Source organism: Nonomuraea sp. CA-143628, assembly GCF_050942315.1.
Taxonomy (GTDB): Bacteria; Actinomycetota; Actinomycetes; order Streptosporangiales; family Streptosporangiaceae; genus Nonomuraea.
Genome location: NZ_CP192072.1, coordinates 3,851,077 through 3,870,185, shown reverse-complemented (window position 1 = coordinate 3,870,185; position 19,109 = coordinate 3,851,077). Strand labels below are relative to the sequence as shown.

At 71.1% G+C, this 19,109-nt stretch carries 14 protein-coding genes; 10 read left to right on the top strand and 4 right to left on the bottom strand.

Annotated features, from left to right (window positions below):
• Positions 1–185: 185 nt before the first annotated feature.
• The gene (locus ACQP2T_RS17965) at positions 186–1,133 is read left to right on the top strand and encodes a ferrochelatase (protein ID WP_433517269.1); all 948 of its coding nucleotides are present in this window, start codon (positions 186–188) and stop codon (positions 1,131–1,133) included.
• A gap of 29 nt (positions 1,134–1,162) precedes the next feature.
• On the opposite strand, the gene ACQP2T_RS17960 is transcribed toward ACQP2T_RS17965, so the two are convergent.
• On the bottom strand, positions 1,163–2,359 hold the full coding sequence (locus tag ACQP2T_RS17960; protein WP_363993220.1) for a lytic transglycosylase domain-containing protein: 1,197 nt from the start codon (positions 2,357–2,359) through the stop codon (positions 1,163–1,165).
• A gap of 93 nt (positions 2,360–2,452) precedes the next feature.
• On the opposite strand from ACQP2T_RS17960, the gene ACQP2T_RS17955 reads away from it, so the two are divergent.
• Genes ACQP2T_RS17955 through ACQP2T_RS17945 form a run of 3 tightly spaced genes read left to right on the top strand, consistent with a single transcriptional unit; the run spans position 2,453 to position 5,804 of the window.
• Positions 2,453–3,655, top strand: coding sequence for an MFS transporter (locus tag ACQP2T_RS17955; protein WP_433517268.1), 1,203 nt, complete (start codon positions 2,453–2,455; stop codon positions 3,653–3,655).
• Positions 3,656–3,708: 53 nt separating this feature from the next.
• A complete protein-coding gene (locus tag ACQP2T_RS17950) occupies positions 3,709–4,479 on the top strand; it encodes a polysaccharide deacetylase family protein (protein ID WP_433517267.1) in 771 nt (256 codons plus the stop codon).
• Positions 4,480–4,526: 47 nt separating this feature from the next.
• Entirely contained in the window at positions 4,527–5,804 is a 1,278-nt protein-coding gene (locus ACQP2T_RS17945; RefSeq protein WP_433517266.1) for a D-arabinono-1,4-lactone oxidase, read from the top strand.
• Between the two features lie 4 nt (positions 5,805–5,808).
• Here ACQP2T_RS17945 and ACQP2T_RS17940 read toward each other — a convergent pair whose 3' ends face one another.
• Positions 5,809–6,657: a hypothetical protein gene (locus tag ACQP2T_RS17940; RefSeq protein WP_433517265.1), complete on the bottom strand. Its 849-nt coding sequence runs from the start codon at positions 6,655–6,657 to the stop codon at positions 5,809–5,811.
• A 112-nt stretch (positions 6,658–6,769) separates the two neighbouring features.
• Between ACQP2T_RS17940 and ACQP2T_RS17935 the strand changes: the two genes are divergently transcribed.
• Both ACQP2T_RS17935 and sepH read left to right on the top strand, forming a co-directional pair.
• On the top strand, positions 6,770–7,789 hold the full coding sequence (locus tag ACQP2T_RS17935; RefSeq protein ID WP_433517264.1) for a S8 family serine peptidase: 1,020 nt from the start codon (positions 6,770–6,772) through the stop codon (positions 7,787–7,789).
• A 164-nt stretch (positions 7,790–7,953) separates the two neighbouring features.
• Positions 7,954–11,028: a septation protein SepH gene (gene sepH, locus ACQP2T_RS17930; RefSeq protein ID WP_433517263.1), complete on the top strand. Its 3,075-nt coding sequence runs from the start codon at positions 7,954–7,956 to the stop codon at positions 11,026–11,028.
• 387 nt (positions 11,029–11,415) lie between these two features.
• Here sepH and ACQP2T_RS17925 read toward each other — a convergent pair whose 3' ends face one another.
• Positions 11,416–12,978, bottom strand: coding sequence for a PH domain-containing protein (locus ACQP2T_RS17925; protein ID WP_433517262.1), 1,563 nt, complete (start codon positions 12,976–12,978; stop codon positions 11,416–11,418).
• Between the two features lie 308 nt (positions 12,979–13,286).
• Positions 13,287–13,808, bottom strand: coding sequence for a PH domain-containing protein (locus ACQP2T_RS17920; protein ID WP_433517261.1), 522 nt, complete (start codon positions 13,806–13,808; stop codon positions 13,287–13,289).
• 166 nt (positions 13,809–13,974) lie between these two features.
• Here ACQP2T_RS17920 and ACQP2T_RS17915 point away from each other — a divergent pair, with 166 nt between their 5' ends.
• From ACQP2T_RS17915 to ACQP2T_RS17900, 4 genes are all read left to right on the top strand, one after another.
• A complete protein-coding gene (locus ACQP2T_RS17915) occupies positions 13,975–14,934 on the top strand; it encodes an ATP-binding cassette domain-containing protein (protein WP_433517260.1) in 960 nt (319 codons plus the stop codon).
• Positions 14,931–15,728 carry an ABC transporter permease gene (locus ACQP2T_RS17910; RefSeq protein ID WP_358557094.1) on the top strand — a complete coding sequence of 266 codons (798 nt, stop codon included), beginning with the start codon at positions 14,931–14,933 and terminating at the stop codon, positions 15,726–15,728. The genes ACQP2T_RS17915 and ACQP2T_RS17910 overlap by 4 nt, the downstream gene beginning before the upstream one ends.
• A 912-nt stretch (positions 15,729–16,640) precedes the next feature.
• Positions 16,641–17,153, top strand: coding sequence for a YbhB/YbcL family Raf kinase inhibitor-like protein (locus ACQP2T_RS17905; RefSeq protein ID WP_433517259.1), 513 nt, complete (start codon positions 16,641–16,643; stop codon positions 17,151–17,153).
• Positions 17,154–17,336: 183 nt separating this feature from the next.
• Complete coding sequence (locus tag ACQP2T_RS17900; RefSeq protein WP_433517258.1) at positions 17,337–19,064, top strand: hypothetical protein; 1,728 nt, start codon at positions 17,337–17,339, stop codon at positions 19,062–19,064.
• Positions 19,065–19,109 lie beyond the last annotated feature (45 nt).

The following is a 19,109-nucleotide window of genomic DNA, read 5'->3' as shown; positions in this document are numbered from 1 at the left end:
TACTCTGTTTATGGGCCGCGCTCCGTGCGGCGGGCTCGGTCGCCTCATGCCGCCGCCTTCCCCCGTCGCTCTGGTCGCTACGCTCCCGGCGCTCCTCCTCCAGGCGACGGCGCTCCCTCGCCGGCTCCAGACGACGGCACTCCCTCGCGGCGAAGGCGCTCCCTTGCGGGAATAGGGTTGAGTACGTGGGGACTTACGACGCTCTGCTGGTGCTGTCGTTCGGTGGGCCCGAGGGGCCTGAGGACGTATTGCCGTTTCTGGAGAACGTGGTGCGTGGCCGGGGTGTGCCGCAGGAGCGGCTGCTGGAGGTGGCCGAGCACTACCAGGGTTTCGGCGGGGTCAGCCCGATCAACGGCCAGAACCGCGCGCTCATCGAGGCGCTGCGGCCGGTGGTCGATGTGCCCGTCTACTGGGGCAACCGCAACTGGAAGCCGTTCGGCGAGGACACCGTCCAGCAAATGAAGGCCGACGGGATCCGTAAGGCGGCGGTGTTCGCCACCTCGGCGTTCGCCGGCTATTCCAGCTGCCGCCAGTACTACGAGGACATCGCCAGGATCTCCGTCAAGGGCGGTCCGGAGCTGGTCAAGATGCGGCATTTCGGGGACCATCCGGGGTTCGTCGCCGCCATGGCCGACCACGTCGGGCAGGCGCTCGACCGGCTCGGCCGCGACGACGCCCGGCTGGTGTTCACCGCGCACAGCGTGCCGGTCTCGATGGCGCGCACCGCCGGGCCCTACGGCGGCCTCTACGAGGCGCAGCTGCGCAGGAGCGCGGAGCTGGTCAACGAGGCGCTGGGCCGCACCGAGCCGTGGGACCTGGTGTGGCAGTCGCGCAGCGGGCCGCCCGAGGTGCCGTGGCTGGAGCCCGACGTCTGCGACCATCTGCGCAAGACCGACGCCCGGTCGGTCGTGCTGGTGCCGATCGGGTTCGTCTCCGACCACATGGAGGTCGTCTACGACCTCGACACCGAGGCCAGGCAGGTGGCCACCGAGCTGGGCCTGCCCATGGAGCGGGCGGCGACGGCGGGCACCCATCCGGCCTTCGTCCGCATGATCCGCGAGCTGATGGAGGAGCCCGAGCCGCAGCCCTGCGGGCTCACCTGCTGCCCACCGCCCCGGCGCCGTCAGGCGTAAGAGGCACGCGCGGGCGTCTGCGGGGGGTATCAGGTGTAGGCGCGGGCGTACGCCTCGGCGATGCCCATCACCTTGTTCACGTAGTCCCACGAGTGGTTGTAGAACCAGATCGACTTGCGCAGCTTCTGGCCGCCCTGGCCGGCGCCGTTCGCGCAGAGGTACTTGGCCGCCGCGGGCACCGCGTCGTACGGGCTCCAGATGTCGGACTTGCCGTCGCCGTCGCCGTCCACGCCGTAGTGCTTCCAGGTGGCGGGCATGAACTGCATCGGCCCGAGCGCGCCCGCGCTCGACGGGCCGTTGTTGCGGCCGTGCCCGCTCTCCACCTGCCCGATCGCCGCCAGCACGGTCCATGACAGGCCGGGGCAGTGGGTGGCCGAGGCTTTGTAGAGGTCGAGGTAGCTGCTGGGCCGCCCGACGTTGACCTGCTGCTGCGGTTTGGCCGTCTGCTGGGCCGGTTGCGTCGGCTGGGCCTTGGGGCGGGCGCCCAGCGTCACGACCTGGGCGCCTTTGCCGAGCAGCTTGCGTACGCCCGGCTCGCTGATGCCGGGTTTGCCGTGCAGCAGGACCGCGACGCCCGGCGCCAGGCCGAGCGCCTTGCCCATGTCGGCGCCCACCAGGCCGTCGATCCCCGACAGGCCAAGGGTGGCCGAGGCCGCGACGCGCAGGCGGGGGCCGCCGTCCACCTGGTACTCGGCGCCCAGGATCATGCCGAGCCTGCGTACGGCCGAGGTCTCGGCGACCAGTTCGCCCCTGGACAGCGCGCTCCACACGGCCGGCTGGTCGGCGACGGCCTTGGGCGTCCAGGAGCGGAAGTCGGCCGGGTCGACGGCGAGCAGGTTCAGCCCGGTGCCCGACACCCGTACCGAGCCGGCGTCGACGATGGCGACCTTCTGCACGTGCTTGAGCTTCGCCAGCTCGAACCGGGTGGTCTTGGGCACCTCGGCGCGGGCGATGGCGAGTACGCGGGGCGGGGTCGGGGTGACGCTGGGGCCGCCCTTGCCGAAGTCCTTCACCGGCTCGGTCGTGGGCACGATCTTGTCGAGACCGGCGGTCTGGGGCTGCGTCTTCTGGACCGGTTTCTGCGATCTCCGTACCGGCTGCTGGTCGGCCGTACTCGCGAACAGGTCGTCCCGCGTGGACAGCGCCACTCCCACGGCCACGACCGAGACGGCGATGACCGAGGCGATCACGATCAGGACGGCGCGGAACGAGGGAAGACCGGACACCCGGCACACGTTAGCCGAGTTGCCGGAAAAATCACTTGCTGTCCGGTCAGCGCGCGCGTAAATGTTGGGGCGCATCAAGGGAGAGGAACGGACGTGGTCGGGCCTTATCGGGGATTGTTCAGCGGGCCCGGCATCAAGGGATTCGTGCTGGCCGGCTTCGTCGGCCGGATGCCGATGTCCATGCTCGGCATCGGCATCGTGCTGCTGATCTCCGGCCTCACCGAGTCGTACGCGACCGCCGGCGCCGTCGCCGCCACCACCAATGTCTCCTTCGCGGTGGCCGCCCCTTTGACCGCGCGGCTGGTCGACAGGTTCGGGCAGGCGCGGGTGATCGTGCCCTTCTCGATCGTGAACGCGCTCTCGCTGGCCACGCTCATGCTGTCGGCGGGATACGGGCTGCCCGAGTGGACGTTGTACGCCGCCGGACTGGCGGTCGGCGCGACCTCCCTGTCCCTGGGCGGGATGGTCCGCGCGCGCTGGTCGCACCTGCACGGCGGCTCGGCCAAGCTGCACACGGCCTTCGCGTTCGAGTCCGTCGCCGACGAGATGATCTTCGTCGCCGGACCGGCGCTGGTCACGGTGCTGGCCACGGCGGTCAACCCGTACATGGGACTGCTGGTGGCGCTGGTCTGCATGCTCGGCGGATCCCTCGCGCTCGCGGCGCAGCGACGCACCCAGCCGCCGGTACGGCCGGGCGAGTCCGGCGGCGGGATGGCCATCCTGATTCCGGGGATCGCCCTGCTGTCCTGCGTCTACCTGGCGCTGGGGGCGGTGTTCGGGTCGATCGACCTGATCACGGTGGCCTTCGCCGAGGAGCACGGGGTCAAGGGCGCCTCCGGGTTCCTGCTGGCCGCCATCGCGGGCGGGTCGATGGTGTCGGGGCTGTGGTTCGGGTCGCGGCACTGGCGGGTCTCGCTGCGCCACCGGTTCGTACGGGCGCTCGGGGTACTCGTGGTGGGACTGCTGCCGATCATGTTCATCGGCGACGCGCGGATCATGGCCTTCGGCCTCTTCCTGGCCGGGCTCGCGATCTCGCCGACGCTCATCACCGGCTTCTCCCTCACCGAGCGGCTCGTGCCGCCCTCGGTGCTCACTGAAGGGCTGGCGTGGATCTCCACGTCGATCGGGTTCGGGGTGGCGATCGGGGCGTGGGCCGGGGGACGGCTGACGGAGGCGTTCGGGGCGTCCAACGCGTACGGCTTCACGCTCGGCGCGGCGGCGGTCGCTGTTGTCGTGGGCATCGGAGGTTCGGGTTTGCTGAGACTTCCCGAGGCACCTTCACCGGCCGGGAACTGATCCGCTACGGTCGAACAACCCTCGCAACACCCTTCACAAACGAAAGCTTTCGCATGTCCCGACAAATCACTTCACTTCTGGCTATCGCGGCTGTTGCTGTCACTCTGACACCGGCGACCGCGTCCGCCACCCCCCGCCAGCCCGCCGCCCCGGCCAAGTCGGCCACCGTCGCCCAGGCCAAGGCGAAGGCAGTGGACTGCGCTGACGAGCAGGTCAAGTGCATCGCCCTGACCTTCGACGACGGGCCGGGCAAGTACGCGGGAACGCTCCTCGACACGCTGAAGAAGTACAACGCCAAGGCGACGTTCTTCCTCGAAGGTCAGTACGTGAAGAGCCGCCCCGCCTTCGTCAAGCGCATGGCCAAGGAGGGCCACGAGCTCGGCAACCACAGCTACACGCACAAGAACTTCACGACCATCGAGCCGGGCGCCATCAAGAGCGAGATCCAGAAGACGCAGGACGCCGTCAAGAAGGCCGCGGGCGTCGAGCCCAAGCTGCTGCGGCCCCCGTACGGCATGCTGGACCTCCAGACCTCGGAGGTCGCGGCCGGGTTCGGCATGCCGATGATCCTGTGGACCGCCGGTTCGCGCGACTGGGCGACCAAGAACTCCGCGGAGATCAAGAAGCAGACGCTGGCCGTGGCCAAGCGCGACGGCATCATCCTCATGCACGACTGGGTGAAGCAGACCGTCGACGTGATGCCGTCGCTCGTGCAGCTGCTGCAGAGCCGGGGCTACACGCTGGTGAAGGTCTCCGACATCATCAAGTCGCAGAACCTGCAGCCCGGCGACGCCTTCCCGCTTCCCGAAGGCTGGGAGAACTGAGTATCGTTCACGTTTAATCCGAACAATGCTCTAGCGCAAGGGCGGCCATGGTCTTCACGAACTGGGCCCGCAACCAGACGGCCGCGCCCGCCGAGGTGCGTACCCCGGCCTCGACCGAGGACGTCGTACGCGCCGTCAAGGACGCCGCCGCCGCCGGCCGCCGTCTGCGCATGATCGGTACGGGCCACTCCTTCACCGGAGTGGCCCTCACCGACGGCGTCATGCTCCGCCCCACCGCGCTGACCGGCCTCACCTCCGTCGCCGACGACCGCGTCACCGTGCGCGCCGGCACGCCGGTGCGGGAGCTGAACTCCCTGCTCGCCGCGCGCGGGCTGGCGCTGGCCAACATGGGCGACATCACCGACCAGACGGTCGCGGGAGCCATCCAGACCGGTACGCACGGCACCGGGCGCGACAGCGGCGGCCTGGCCGACCAGGTCGAGGCGCTGGAGCTGGTGCTGGCGGACGGCTCGGTGGTGACGGCCACCCCCGGTGAGGACCTGTTCGACGCCGCGCGGGTGGGGCTGGGCGCGCTCGGGGTGCTGACCTCGGTGACGTTCCGGGTGGAACCCGCCTTCCTGCTGCGCAACCGGCGGCGCCGGATGACGCTCAGCGGCATCCTCGACTCGCTCGACTCCCTGACCGCCGACAACGAGCATCTCGACTTCTTCTGGCTGCCGCACACCGACGCGTGCCTGTTCAAGACCAACAACCGCGACCCCGGCCCGGCCCGGCCGCCCGGCGCGGTCAAGTACTGGCTGGACAACGTCTTCCTGGAGAACACCCTGTTCGGCGCCGCCTGCGCCCTGGGGGCCCGATTCCCCGGGCTGATCCCGCGGATCAACGCTGTCAGCGCCGCCGCGCTCGGCGACTCCGAGGCCGTGGACGCGTCGTACAAGATCTTCACCTCGCGGCGGGACGTGCGCTTCCTGGAGATGGAGTACGCGGTGCCGCGCGAGCACCTCGGCCAGGCGCTGCGGAAGACGCGGGCGCTGGTGGAGCGGATGGGGTGGCGGATCACGTTCCCGGTGGAGGTGCGGGTGACACCGGCGAGCACGGCGTGGCTGTCCACGGCGTACGGCCGTCAGTCGGCGTACATCGCCTGCCACATCTATCGGCCCACGCCCAACCCCGCGTACTTCGCCGGGGTGGAGGAGATCATGACGCGGCTGGACGGGCGGCCGCACTGGGGCAAGCTGCACACCCGGGACGCGGCTTATCTGGCGACGGTCTACCCGCGGTTCGCGGACTTCGTGGCGCTACGGGATCGGCTGGATCCGGGACGGCTGTTCGGCAACGCCTACCTGGAGACGGTGCTGGGGTAGGCATTTACTGTGCCTCGGCGGGTTCGTCCTGCCGTGCCGGTTGTGACTGCTGCGGCTGCTCGGTCGGGGCGGACGGCGCTTCGGTCATGCCGTCGGGGTCCTGAGCCGAAGTGGTCGCGGACGGGGTCGACGGCTCCACGGTGTTCTTGCCGGTGTCCTTGTCCGTGCCCGTGGGTGTCGGCGTGGGGCTCTGGGACGAGCGGGTCGGCGAGGCGGTCGGGGAGGGCGTCGGTTTCGCGCTGGGCGTCGCCGGGTCGCTGTAGAACGTCGTCCGGGGCTCGACCGCGGGCTCTTCCTTCTCCCTGGCGGGCGCCTTGCCACGCTCGGTCACCGGCTTGCCGCCGGTGAGCTGGTCGTGCACGGTCGTCTGAGCGATGGTCTGGTACGTCAGGATGCCGCCCATGCTCACCCCGAACACCAGCGCGGCGGCCATGCCCGTCTTCGCCCACGGCATGCGCCTTCGCGCCGGCACCTCGATCGGCGCCATGACCAGCGTGGTCTCGCCGGGCCGCAGAGGTTCGCCCGGCCCCTGCACCTCGCCGAGGTTACGCACCGTAGCGTGGGCGGCCGTCGCCAGCTCGCCCTGGCCCTCGTCGCGCTCGGGCGGAGGATCCGCCGTGCCGGACTCACGCCAGGCGATCACCGTGTGCTGCTTGACCTTCTCGCCCGTACGTTTGAGGTAGTGCGTGTAGACCGCGGTGGCCACCGTGCTCGCCACGCTCATCAGCGCCGCGCCGATCACCGTTCCCCCCACGCCGAGGTAGGAGGCTCCGACCGCCGCCGTGACCGCCGCCAGGGCGCTTCCCGCGATCTGCGGCAGGCTCAGCTCGAACTTCCGCTGCTCGCCGCTCATCCCCCGGATCAGTCCTTTCTCGCCCGCGTTCGGTAAAGAGCTTTCTCGTGAATAGACGCGAGGGCGTGTCCTGTTGTTCCTGTGACGTGTGTGACAGACACCCTCGTCGCTCGTGCCCCGACGAATCGGCCTGCCCTCTCTCTACCTCGCCGCGGCCGCGGCGACGGCCGTGACCACCGCGATCCCCCTCGCCATGGCGCCCGCCTCCGGCCTCGCCTCCCGGCCACCGGTAACCGAGCCTACGCGCCCGTTCATCGTTACCGTGCGTGACCGGGCCGGGGCCCGCGACCTGGTCGGCGAGATGCGATGGCGGGTACGCCGCTTCTACACCGCCGCACTGCCCGGCTTCGCCACGCTGCTGAACGCGAGCGAACTGGCCGAGCTCAGCGCGGATCCCAGGGTGGTGGCGATCGAGCCCGACCGCGAGATCCGCCCCATGCCGGTCACCAGGTCCACCGCCCGCCGCACCCGCCGTGCCACTCGTGCCACTGGGAAGGGCGTCACGGTCTACATCGTGGACAGCGGCGCCACCCACGGCCGAACCGGCGCATTCCGCTCGGGGAATCCCCATATGTCGGGTCGCGCGGAGACTCTCCGTAAGCCGGATGGATTGGGGGATCGGCTCTGGTCGGCCTTCGACGCCACCGGGCGTACCGGCGAAGACTGCGACGGCCATGGCACCCGGGTGGCGCGCGCAGTGGCCGGCCGGTCGCACGGCGCGGCGCCCCAGGCGAGCGTCGCCGCGGTACGGGTGCTGGGCTGCGGCGGCTCCGGCAGCCTGTCGGACGCTCTGGCCGGTCTCGACTGGGTACGCAGGCACGCCCGGGATCCCGCCGTGGCCAATATCTCCCTCGACGGCGCCGACTCCCCGGCCCTGCGGACCGCCATGGCCCGCCTGGCCCGGTCCGGCGTCTTCGTCGTCGCTGCCAGCGACACCGGCCGATGCCGGCTCTCCCCCACCGGCGAGACGTACTCCGCCAGAGCCCCCCGCCTGGCCGGCGCCGCCGCCCGCTACCTGGAGCTCCATCCAGCCGCCAACCCATCCGTTCTGGCCTCTTGGCTGAAGTGCGCGGCGACGCGTGACACTATTCGCCAGAATCCGTCGAGGGCTTTGCGCACGGGCAGGCCTTGAAGATGATGGAATCAACAAATGTGACCGGCGTCACATCGCCCCTGGGCTATCCCAGGAAGGCGATGTTCGGACATGCCGGGTACGGTGCTGGCAGGCAACCGGCACACGCGAGAGACTCAAGGGTCCGGGGGAAGAATGAGCAGCACGCTGACGAAGGGACTCGCATGCAGGAGCTCCGACTCGTCGCGGTAAGTGAGGACGGTACCTATCTCGTGCTGGCGACAGCAGGGCGGGGTACACGGTTCACGCTTCCCGTGGACGACCGGCTCCGTGCTGCCGTCCGCGGCAACTTCTCCCGTCTCGGCCAGTACGAGATCGAAGTGGAGAGTCCGTTGCGCCCCAAGGAGATCCAGGCCCGCATTCGTGCCGGAGAGACAGCCGAGGAGATCGCCGCCACAGCGGGCATCCCGGTCGAACGCGTCCGCTGGTTCGAGGGCCCCGTGCTCCAGGAGCGCGAGTACGTGGCCCAGCAGGCGCAGCGCGTGTCCGTACGCATGCCCGGAGAGTCCTCAGCCGGCCCGACGCTCGGCGATCTCGTCGCCGAGCGGCTCACCAGGCGCGGCGTGCCCACCGACGAGATCGACTGGGACTCCGCCAAGCGCGACGACGGCCTCTGGCGCGTCAAGCTCGGCTACGTTTGGAACGGTCACACCAGGCACGCCGAGTGGCTCTTCGACCCGCGCAGGCGGCACGTCACGCCGCACGACGACGAGTCGATGCGGCTCTCGGCCGCCGACTTCGACCCCAGCCCCGTGGTGGAGGACACCACGGTCACGCCGTTCACACCGCGAGTGGCCAAGCTGCAGCCGGTGCCGCCGCTGGCGTCGGACCCACTGCCGTTCCCGTCGGTGATCCGCCACGAGCCGGAGCCGCAGGAGCCGGCGGTCGGCTACCAGCCGAGAGGCACGGAGTCGCCCTACGGCCGCCCGCCGTCCCGTGATGTCCCGTCCCGTGACATGCCGTCCCGCGAGACCCCGTCTCACGGCGCGCCGTCCCGCGAGACCCCGTACCGCGAGACGCCCTTCACTCCGGCGCGAGAGGCCCCTTTCGACCGCGCCCCCGCAACCGACCCCTCCGGCCGCACGGCGGAGCCCGGCTACCGCTCGGACCCGCCAGGGAGGGACTACCGCTCGGAGCCACCCGTGCCCGGCTACCGTGCTCCCGCGCAGGAGACCGGCTACCTGGCCGAGCCGTCAGCACCGGAGACGGGCTACGGCGCCCAGGAGCCCGGCCACCGTACCCATCCGTCGGCGTCGTCAGCACCTACGGCGTCTTCGTCGTCGTCGGCGCAGGACACCGGCTACACCCGCCCCAGCGACCCTTCGGCACGTCACGGCGACCCTTCGTCCTGGCTGCCCGACTACGGCACTCCCCGCCCGCCTGACCGCCAGACCGACCGCCCGACCGGCCGGGACGGCGAGGCCATCTACGCCGCGGCGAGCCGCGAGAGCACGCCTCCGGGCACCCGTACCACTGCGTTCTCGCCCGAAGACGCTGTCACGCTGCCCCCGGCACCGGACGCGACCCCCGGCACACGCGCCGCGGATGGACCGGCTATCGGCGCGCCCGCCGCCAACGCGCCCGCGACGGAGGGCCAGACCGTCGGCGTGCCCACCGCACAGGGTCCGGTGGCCGGCGTTCCGGTCGCAGACCACCCAGCGACCGGTGCGCCCGCCGTTCAAAACTCGGCCGCCGACGCGCCCACTGCGCAGAGCCCGGTCGTCGCCAACACGACCACCCCACAGGGCCCAGCTACCGATGCGCCCGCCATCGACGGCCCGGCTTCAAGCGCCCCGGCGGCGGGCGACCGCACCGCAGGGCCGGTGGAGCGCAACGAGCCGCCCGCTCCTGTGACCCCGGCCACCGCGCCCGACGTCGATGCCGCTGTGGCGTCTGCCGCCGCGCCCGAGGTCGAGTCCGCAGCGGCCTCGGCCGCCACGGACTCGACCCCAGCGAACGCCGCCGTCACTGGCAGCGCCGTCGCGGACGGCGAGGCGGCAGACATCGTCGCCGCGGGCTCGGCACCCGCGTCCACCGCGCAGACCTCTGCGGCGTCGGCGCCCATCACGGATTCGCCTTCAGCTGCGGAGTCGCCGTCCGCCGTGGCAGGCACCGACGCTCCGGCCGCGGAGTCCGTACAACCCGCTGGGACTGTCACTGGGCCGCAGCCCAATGACACCGTCATCGAGGAGCCCGCTGGCGCCGCAACGGCGAGCAGCGCCGCAGAGAGCACCGCTGTGGGAAGCGCCGCAGAGGGCAGCACCGCTGTGGAGAGCACCGCCACTGTGGGGGACACCACTGTGCGGAGCGCCACCGCGGTGGGGGACGCCACTGTGGAGAGCACCACCGCGCCGCAGACGTCCCCCGCCACGGAAGCCCAGGCTGAAGGCCCGGCGCATAAGGCCGCTGGCCAGGAAGCCGCTGCTCAGGAGGCTTCTGGCCAGGAGGCTTCTGCTCAGGAGGCTTCTGGCCAGGGAAGTGCTGGCCAGAAGGCCGCCGCAGTAGTCGGCGCGCCCGCCGCTGGGGACACCATCGTCACACCACCCGTCATCGAGGCCGCGCCTGCGACAAAGGACGCCACTCCTCCCGCAACGGCAACCGACCAGGACGCCTCCAAGACCACGCCCGAGACGGCGGCGCGGTCGGCAGCCGAGCCGACTGCCGACCTGACCACCGACCCCGAGCCCACGACAGCGGCCCCCAAGCCCAGCCCCACAGCTCCCGAGCCCCAGGCCGCCGCAGGCGTACCTGAGGCGGGCACCACCCCGAAGGCCGACACCACCCCGACGGCTGACGCAGCCCCGAAGGCCGAGGCGACCGCGAAGGCCGACACAGCGGCGACCGCCGCCGAGCCGGTACCGACCGCGCCCGTACCCAAGCCCAAGCCGCAGCCCTCGAAGCCGGAGCCCAAGGCCGGGTCCTCGGCACCCACGCCGACCACGGCACCCACGCCCAAGGCCAAGCCCGCAACGGCCGAGCCCAAAACCGAGCCCAAGGCTGAGCCGGCGGCGGCCAAGGCTGAGCCGACAGCGCCTGAGCCTGCCGTACCAGCCGCGAGGTCGAGCAAGGACGACACCGCGAAGCCCGAGCAGCCGGCGGCCAAGGAGGAGCCCCCGGTCCCGGTGCCCTCTCCCCCGCCCGCCCCTGCGGCCCGTCAGCCGCGCAAGGGCTCCAGGGGGCGTCGCGCATCGGTGCCGACCTGGGACGAGATCATGTTCGGCGCCCGCCGACAGGACTGAGCCGAGCACCCGCCCGCACACACCGCTCAAGCACCGCCCGCACACACTCCGCAAGCGCCGTCCGCACACCGCCGTCTGAGCACCACCCGCGCACACCGCCCGCGCAGTGCCCGGCGGTTCGTCGGTGATCTCCCCGCAGGACCTCCCGGGCCTCTGGGGCCCTTGAGCGCCCCGGGGCGCAGGCTGAAGGCGCGAGGACGGGAGCGAGGGCGAGAGCCCAGATGGAAGGGCGCCCGGGACCCAAGCGAGCGCGCGAGACTCAGTCGTGAGCACGCGAGCGCGAGCGGGGACGAGGACTCAGACGGAAGGGCACCGGCTGACCGCACCAACACCGTAGAACAGCGCGTCCGGAGGCGTCCCGTCGGCGAGCAGCGGAAGGTGCCTGCCCTACTGCTCCTCGGACAAGAACGGAGCCAGCCACTCCGGTGTCACCTCGGCCGGGAACCCGATCGCCTGGGACTGTGAGACGTCGATCGCCGAGTAGCCGCCCTTGCCCGCTCCCACCCCTGCGGTGAGTGTGTACACCCTGGCTCGCCGCTGGAACCATGTCTGCCTGAGGTGCCAGCCCACCACCGCGCGGCGTTCCACCACCGCTTGCGAGCGGCGGAGGGAGCCTGAGCGGACCGCCAAGCGTACGCCGTCGTACCCGTGCCCCAGAGACCTGTACCTGTCGATGCCGAGGGGGATCCCCAAGCCCGCCAGGAGGAGAGCGACCACGGTCCCGATCCACCAGACCGGCTGGACGGTCAGCAGGGCCGTCAGGGCGGTGGCGAGGGCCGGCGCGAGCCACGGGGCGACGGCGCGGAAGAGGCGGCGGTTGCGGGCGATGGGCGGGTGAGGGCGGAGTTCGGCCTGGTAGGTGCCGATGGCCTCCCCGGTGACCCGGAAGGCGACCGCGCGCGGGACGTCCGGCAGGAGTTGCCCACGGGTCTGTGAGTCGCCGAGGCCCGTCACGATGGCCCAGACCCGGGCGACGCCCGCCCAGCGCTCGGGGAGTCCCTCGATGATCTCGTAGCCTCGTACGCGCCCCGCCTCCAGGGACACGCTGCGCCGGTTGATCAGCCCGCGTTCGGCCACCAGGTAGCCGTCGCGGCTGATGAGGCGGAAGTTCCAGTTGAACACCGCGTACATCACACCGCCCACGAAGGGCATCGCCACCACGAGCAGCAGCACCACGGCGAGCAGCAGGTAGGGGTGCTCCCAGAGCCACTCCCCGACGGTGAGCGCGGCGTCCCGGCCGTAGCCGAGGTCGTCGCCCCACTGGAACGCCAGCCCCACGGCACCGCCCGCCAGGGCGAACGGCGTCAGCAGGTACGCGCCGGACAGCGGGCCGTACAGCAGCCAGGTCCACGGCACCCGGATGATCTCCCGCTCGGCCTCCACCGTCTCCCCACGAACCGCGGCGGACACCGTGACCGCGGCGGGATCCGTGGCGGAGGCGGCAGCGGAGGTCTCATCGGGCGTCGCGGCTCGGGCGGGGCGGGTGGCGCGGGTGCGGCGGAGCAGGACCGACTTCAGGCGTTCGGCCTCCTTGAGGGTGACGCCGTCGAGCTTGCCCTCCTCCTCGTCGCCGCTCGCCCCAGTGTCGATCTTGAGTACGGCCAGTCCGAGCAGCCGGTGCATGGGCGGGGTGGAGACGTCCACGCCGCGGATCCGCTCCAAGGGGATGGTACGGACCGACCGGCTGATCAGTGAACGCTTGATCTCCAGACGGTCGCCCACGATCTCGTAGCTGAATATCGCCCACCGGACGACGGCGAAGGCCAGCGTGACGCCGACCCCGACCGCCGCCCAGGTGTACGACATGCCGGAGAACCCACCCACGAACAGCAGCCCGACAAGGGGCACGATCAGCGACGGGATCATCCGTACCGGGTGGATGAGCAGCACCTTGGGGCTCAGCCGCATCGGCACCCGAGCGAGCTCCACAGGCCCGGCGGGAACGGTCACCGGCGGGAACGAGCCCTCACGAGCAGGATCAGCTGGTTCGGGCGCCGGCTGGTGCATGGGAGGCCCGGGATCGGCTTCGGGCGCGGACGGGTGCACGGGAGGGCCGGGGCGCGGTTCAGACGCGGACGAGTGCGCCTCGGGATCGGCCTCCGGCGCCGACGGGTGCACGGACGGCTCGGGATCGGCTTCGGGCGCCGACGGGTGCGCGGACGGCCCAGGGCGAGGTTCGGGAGATGGCGGGTGCGCGGGAGGCCCGGGGTGAGGTTCGGGCGCCGATGGGTGCGCGGGAGGGCCGGGGCGGGGATCGGTCACGTGGCATCGTCCCTGAGCTGCTCCGCGCGGTGCGCCAGCTCCTCCGCCAGCCCCGCCGCCACCGTGTAGTCCAGGCCCTTGATCGTCGACGAGCCCGCGTGGGAGGCCGTACGGATCTCCAGGGTCGCCAGCCCGAGCAGCCGTTCGACCCATCCCTGCGCCTTGTCGACCGTCTGGATCCGGCTGACCGGCACGAAGACCCACTCCCGGGTCAGGAACCCCGACCGGGTGTAGACCACATCGCCCGACAGCTCCCAGCGATGTACGGCATAGCGTACGAACGGCTCGGCCACCAGGAACGGCGTGGCCAGCACGCCCACCCCCACCGGCAGCAGCCACGGGTCGTCCGCGAACCAGCCGGGCACCCACGACCACCCGCTCCCCCCGACCCACCGCGCGACCAGGATCGAGCACCCCACGAGCAGCACGAACCCGAACAACGCCTCAGCGAGCCAGAGCCGGATGGCCTTGGGCGACACACGGTGTCGGGGGTCACGCAACGGGCCAGAAGACGTCACGAGGCCAGCTTATTGCTCCCGCCCGCGTCGGTGATCGGCCAGAGGCGCCGGATGCCGACCGGAAACGCCAGCCGGAAACGCCGGCCGGAAACGCCGGCCGGAACGTCGACCGGAAACTGTCGGTGCCGTAGTCCAAAGTGGAGGCACCGAGGAGGAGGGGCGGGTCATGCAGTACGCGATTCAGGCAGACGGCCTGGTGAAGCACTATGGCGAGACCAAGGCACTCGACGGTGTGGACCTCGCCGTGCCGACCGGCAGGCTGCTCGGCGTGCTGGGACCCAACGGCGCGGGCAAGACGACCGCCGTGCGCATTCTGGCGACGCTGCTCACGCCCGACGCGGGCACGGCCACGGTGCTGGGGTTCGACGTGCTCCGGCAAGCGCATCAGGTGCGGTCGCTGATCGGGCTGACCGGACAGTACGCCGCGGTCGACGAGATGCTGACCGGTGTCGAAAACCTGATGATGATCGGCCGTCTGCTGGGCCTGTCGCGAGGTGAGGCGAGGGAGCGGGCGAAGGCGTTGCTCGGCCGGTTCGACCTGGCCGACGCCGGGGGCCGGGCCACGAAGACCTATTCGGGTGGGATGCGCAGGCGGCTCGACCTGGCGGCGAGCCTGGTGGGCAGGCCGCAGGTGCTTTTCCTGGACGAGCCGACGACCGGTCTCGACCCGCGTAGCCGCACCGAGCTTTGGGGCGTCGTGCGCGGTCTGATGGCCGACGGCGTGACCGTGCTGCTGACCACTCAATACCTGGAGGAAGCCGACCAGCTGGCCGACGACATCGTGGTGTTCGACCACGGCAAGGTCATCGCGTCGGGCACGTCCGACGAGCTCAAGGCCACCACCGGCGCGCAGGTGCTGGAGGTGCGGCCCCTCAGGGAGGACCAGCTCGACCTGGTCGCCAAGGTGGTCACCGACGTCCTCGACGTGGCACCCGACCTGTCCGGCGCGATGGTCACGGCCGCCGTGCGCGACCCGGCCGTGGTGCCCGCCATCGTCCGCCGCCTCGACGACCTCGGCATCGTCGCCTCCGAGCTGGCACTGCGCAAGTCCAGCCTCGACGAGGTGTTCCTGGCCCTGACCGGGCACCGCGCGGAGGACGAGCAGACGGAGGAAGCCACCGCATGACCGCCATCACGACGACCCTGCCCGGCCGGGTCGGTCCCGGCGCCACCCTCAGGCAGACCATGACGCTGGCCTGGCGGAGCCTGGTGCAGATCAAGCACAACCCGTGGGAGCTGCTCGACCTCAGCATCCAGCCGATCATGTTCCTGCTGCTGTTCACCTATGTGTTCGGCGGTGCCATCTCCGGCTCGACCGGCGACTACCTGCAGTTCGCCCTGCCTGGCCTGCTGGTCCAGAATGCCCTGTTCTACACGCTGTCCACGGCGATCGGGCTCAACACCGACATCACCAAGGGCGTGTTCGACCGGCTGCGCAGCCTGCCGATCGCGCGCACCGCACCCCTGTCGGGCCGGATCATCGCCGACACGTTCAAGCAAGTGTGGGCGTTCGCGCTGTTGGTCGGGTTCGGGATGGTGCTCGGGTTCCGGGTGACGACCAGCGTGGCGGGGCTGCTCGGGGCGCTGGCGCTGCTGGTGGTCGTGGCGCTGGCGATGTCGTGGATGTCGGTCTTGATCGGGCTCAAGGCGTCGAGTCCGGAGAAGGTGCAGATGATCTCCTTCTCGACGATGATGCCGCTGACGTTCACGAGCAGTGCGCTGGTGCCGGCCGACACGTTCCCCGGCTGGCTGAAGGCCTGGTCCGACGTCAACCCGGTGACCTACCTGGCCGACGCGATCCGCGGCCTACTGATCGGCGGCGAGATCGCCTGGCCGACGATGGTCTCGCTGCTGTGGTCGGCGGGGTTCGTGGTGGTGTTCGCGCCGCTGGCGATCAGGGTCTTCCGCAGCCACGTGTGAGACCGGTTCCCCTCCAAGTCCGGCCATCCAGGTCCGTCCGGCCATCCGGGTCTAGGTCCGGCAAGGTCCGAGTCGGTCCTGGTCCGAATCCAGGTCCATCCGGCCATTCGAGTCCAGGCCCGGCAAGGTCCGAGTCGGTCCTGGACTGAATCCAGGTCCGTCCAGACAGGTCCGGGGTCTGGATCCATCCGGCTCCGGGTCGGTCCTGGTCCGAGTCGAGGTCCGTCCGGACAGATCCAGGGCGTGGGTCCGTCCAGGTCCATGTCCAGCAAGGTCCGGGGCTGTTCGCCTGTGTCCGTCCCTGTCGTCTGCGGACGGCGTCCCGCGGAGCGGTGTGGTTTCTCGACCGCTCGGTCCTGTTCGTCCCTGGTAGAGGCCATATGGCGGGATCGTGGATCCACCACCCAGTGGGACACCACCCACCGGTGGCCAGCCGGGGCCGGGGCCGCGCACCTGGCCAAGGCCGCGTACCTGACCGGGGCCGCCCACCTGACCGGGGCCGCGCACCTGGGCACCTGGTTTTACTGAGCGCGATGTCCGGCCGAACGGACCGGACGCACATCGCGTCCCCCGCACCCGCCGGACAGGCCGTCCCCCTCGCCCGCTCCGTCGGCCCGTCGGGCGCGGCCATCGTCACGGCGACGAGAACCAGCAGGCCGGGACCCGGTTTCCCGGCGATCCCCACGGTTCCCGGCCCCGCCGAGCCACCTGCGGACCGAGGGCGGCGAAGGTCATGGATGTGGCGAAGTTCACTCCTATCTTGCCCGCATTGCGCCCGCTTTACGGTCCTTTACCGACCACCGACCCTCGCGAAACGGTCGGCGCACGGCGGATAGCCGCGTAGCATCATGCGGCATGGGGCTGTGTAACACGGCAGGACGCGTGAGACACATCGCTGTCTCTGTGACAGCGGTGGCTGTCGTGCTCGCGTCGTCCGGTTGCGACTTCCTCGTGGGAAGGTCCCAAGCCAAAGAGATCGCCGAGATCAACGTCTCAAGCCCGGAGTTGCGCGCGGGCGAACCGCTGCCGCGCGAATACTCCTGCAGGGGTGCTCAGGGCAGTCCGCCTCTGCGTTGGTCCAGCGAGCCTCTGTCCGACGCCAAGTCGATCGCGATCGTGGTCGACTCTCTCTCACCATCAGAATCCGCCGTCCAGTGGGTGCTCTACAACATCCCCGCGACGACGACCGAGCTGGGGCCGAACGCCGCCGCGAGCCCGCCGGAAGGCGCGAGCCAGGCCAAGGTGACCAGCGGCAAGGCGGGCTACCAGCCCCCCTGCGTGGAGAAGGGCAGCTACCGCTTCAGCGTCTATTCGCTGAACGGCAAGGTCGATGTCCAGGAGGGCGCCCCCCTCTCCGAGGTCTTGAGAAAGATCGCGGACAAGACCATTGCCCGCGGCCGGCTCACGGTGGTGAACATCCAGTGAGACGCCGCTCACTAAACGTAGTAATAGTTACCAATTCTTCACGTAGGGTGTGACAACGCTCATAGTGGTCCGACACAATCAGATCCAATCGCTAGGTGCTGGTGATCAAAGGGGGAAGGTCGCGTCGATGGCCGCGCGATCTCACCGGTGCCGCAGGGAGGCCATGGCTTTGAGGGTGGTGCAATGATCGCGGTCGTAGTCAGCTTGGTCGCTGTCGTGCTCCTCGTGCTCGTCGTCGTGGCACTGGGCATGCGTTCGATGAACCGTCGGGAGAGCTCTCTGCCTCCCGAGCGGCTGAAGCAGATGGCCGAGAAGGATGAGAGGACTCAGACGCGTTCCACGGATGAGTTCTCCAAGAGCGAACCGCGCATGAACAACTTCAGCCCTGACTTCAGTCCTATCGACGAGGTCAAGGCCAAACCGGTACGCACCGGCCAGCGTGGCAAGCGCGGCGTGGACGAGTGGGGCAACCCCAACTCCGACTCCGACGACGAGGAGTTCTGGGCCAACATCCGCAGCGACGCGGAAGAGGGCGGCTTCGGCGCCGGCGGCACGGTCGCGGCGCGCAAGGGCGCCTCGCGCCCCGTCGAGCGTCCTTCGGAGCGTCGTCCAGAGCGTCCTTCGGAGCGCCCCTCCGACCGGCCCGGGGACAAGCCCGCCCAGAGGCCCGCCGCGCGTACCCCCTCCGCACGAGCCGCCGCCGAGCGGGAGCGGGAGCGCGAGAAGCAGCCCAGCGCCCAGCGCGAGCAGCAGCGCCCCGCCGCCAAGCGGGAGCGGTCCGGCAAGCGGGAGCCCGCCAAGCGCGAGCCCGTCACCGCCGTCGACCCCAACGCGGCCACCGTCCAGGCGCCGCTTCCCGGGCGATCCCAGCGTTCGCGTTCCCAGCGGCCCGCCGCCGCGGCGGCTTCGTCCGGCTCGTCCGGTCTGGCCGACCTCGTGGAGTCGGCGCAGCGTCCGGCCCCGACGGCCGCCGAGCTGGCCGACCAGCGCACGGTGACCTTCTCCGCACCGACGCCGCCCGACGTGATGAGCATCCTCGGCGTGGGCGCGCAGCAGGTGACGCCGCCCCAGCCCGGGGCGGGCAGCGGTTCCTTCCCCGCTGTCGGTAGCGGCACCTCGCTGAGCACGAACAGCCCGGCCACCACCAGCGGCTCGTTCCCCGCCACCCCGGCCACCAGCGGTTCCTTCCCCGCCGTCGGCGGCAGCGGCTCCTTCCCCGCCACCCCGGCCCCCGCCGCGCCGGTCTCCCCGATCGGCGGCGCGCAGGCCGGCGTCCCGTTCACGGTCTACGGCGCCAACACCGACCCGCTGGAAACCACCTGGACCAACCCGCCGATCGTGCCGACAGCGTCGGGCTCGTGGCCCGCGCTGCAGCACCACGACATCCTCGACGATCCGGCTCCCGCCGCCCCGTCGAGCGACTCCTGGCCGGCCTTCGAGCCGCAGCAGCCCGCCGCCGCCCCCCGCTCCTCCTATCCGGCCTCCTATGAGGTACGGGCCGGCTGGGCCGTGGCCGATGACTCCGACCCGCTGACCGGCCCCTCCCCCGCCACCGGCACCCCCACGGCGCCCGCGCGGGCGGTCTCGGCCTACGACGACGTGCTGTCGGCCCCGCCCATGCAGCCGGCGCCGCAGCACTTCGCGTACGAGACGGGTGACATCACCAGCCTCCCGCCCGGCCAGATCGCGCAGACCTTCGCGTACGAGACCGGCGACATCACCAGCATTCCGCCCGGCCAGATGCCGGCGGGCTGGGGCGAGCCGCCGGCGAACAACGCCGCCTGGCCCAACTACGGCGGCACGCCCGAGGCAGGTGCCCGGCAGAGCGGCCGCAACGGCGGCGCCCAGGGCAACAGCGGCGGGCACCGTCGCTCCACCCCCGAGCAGGAATTCCCCGACTACTACCGCTGATCGGCGACCGCCGGACGGCGGACGAGTGACGGCGGCCACTCATTA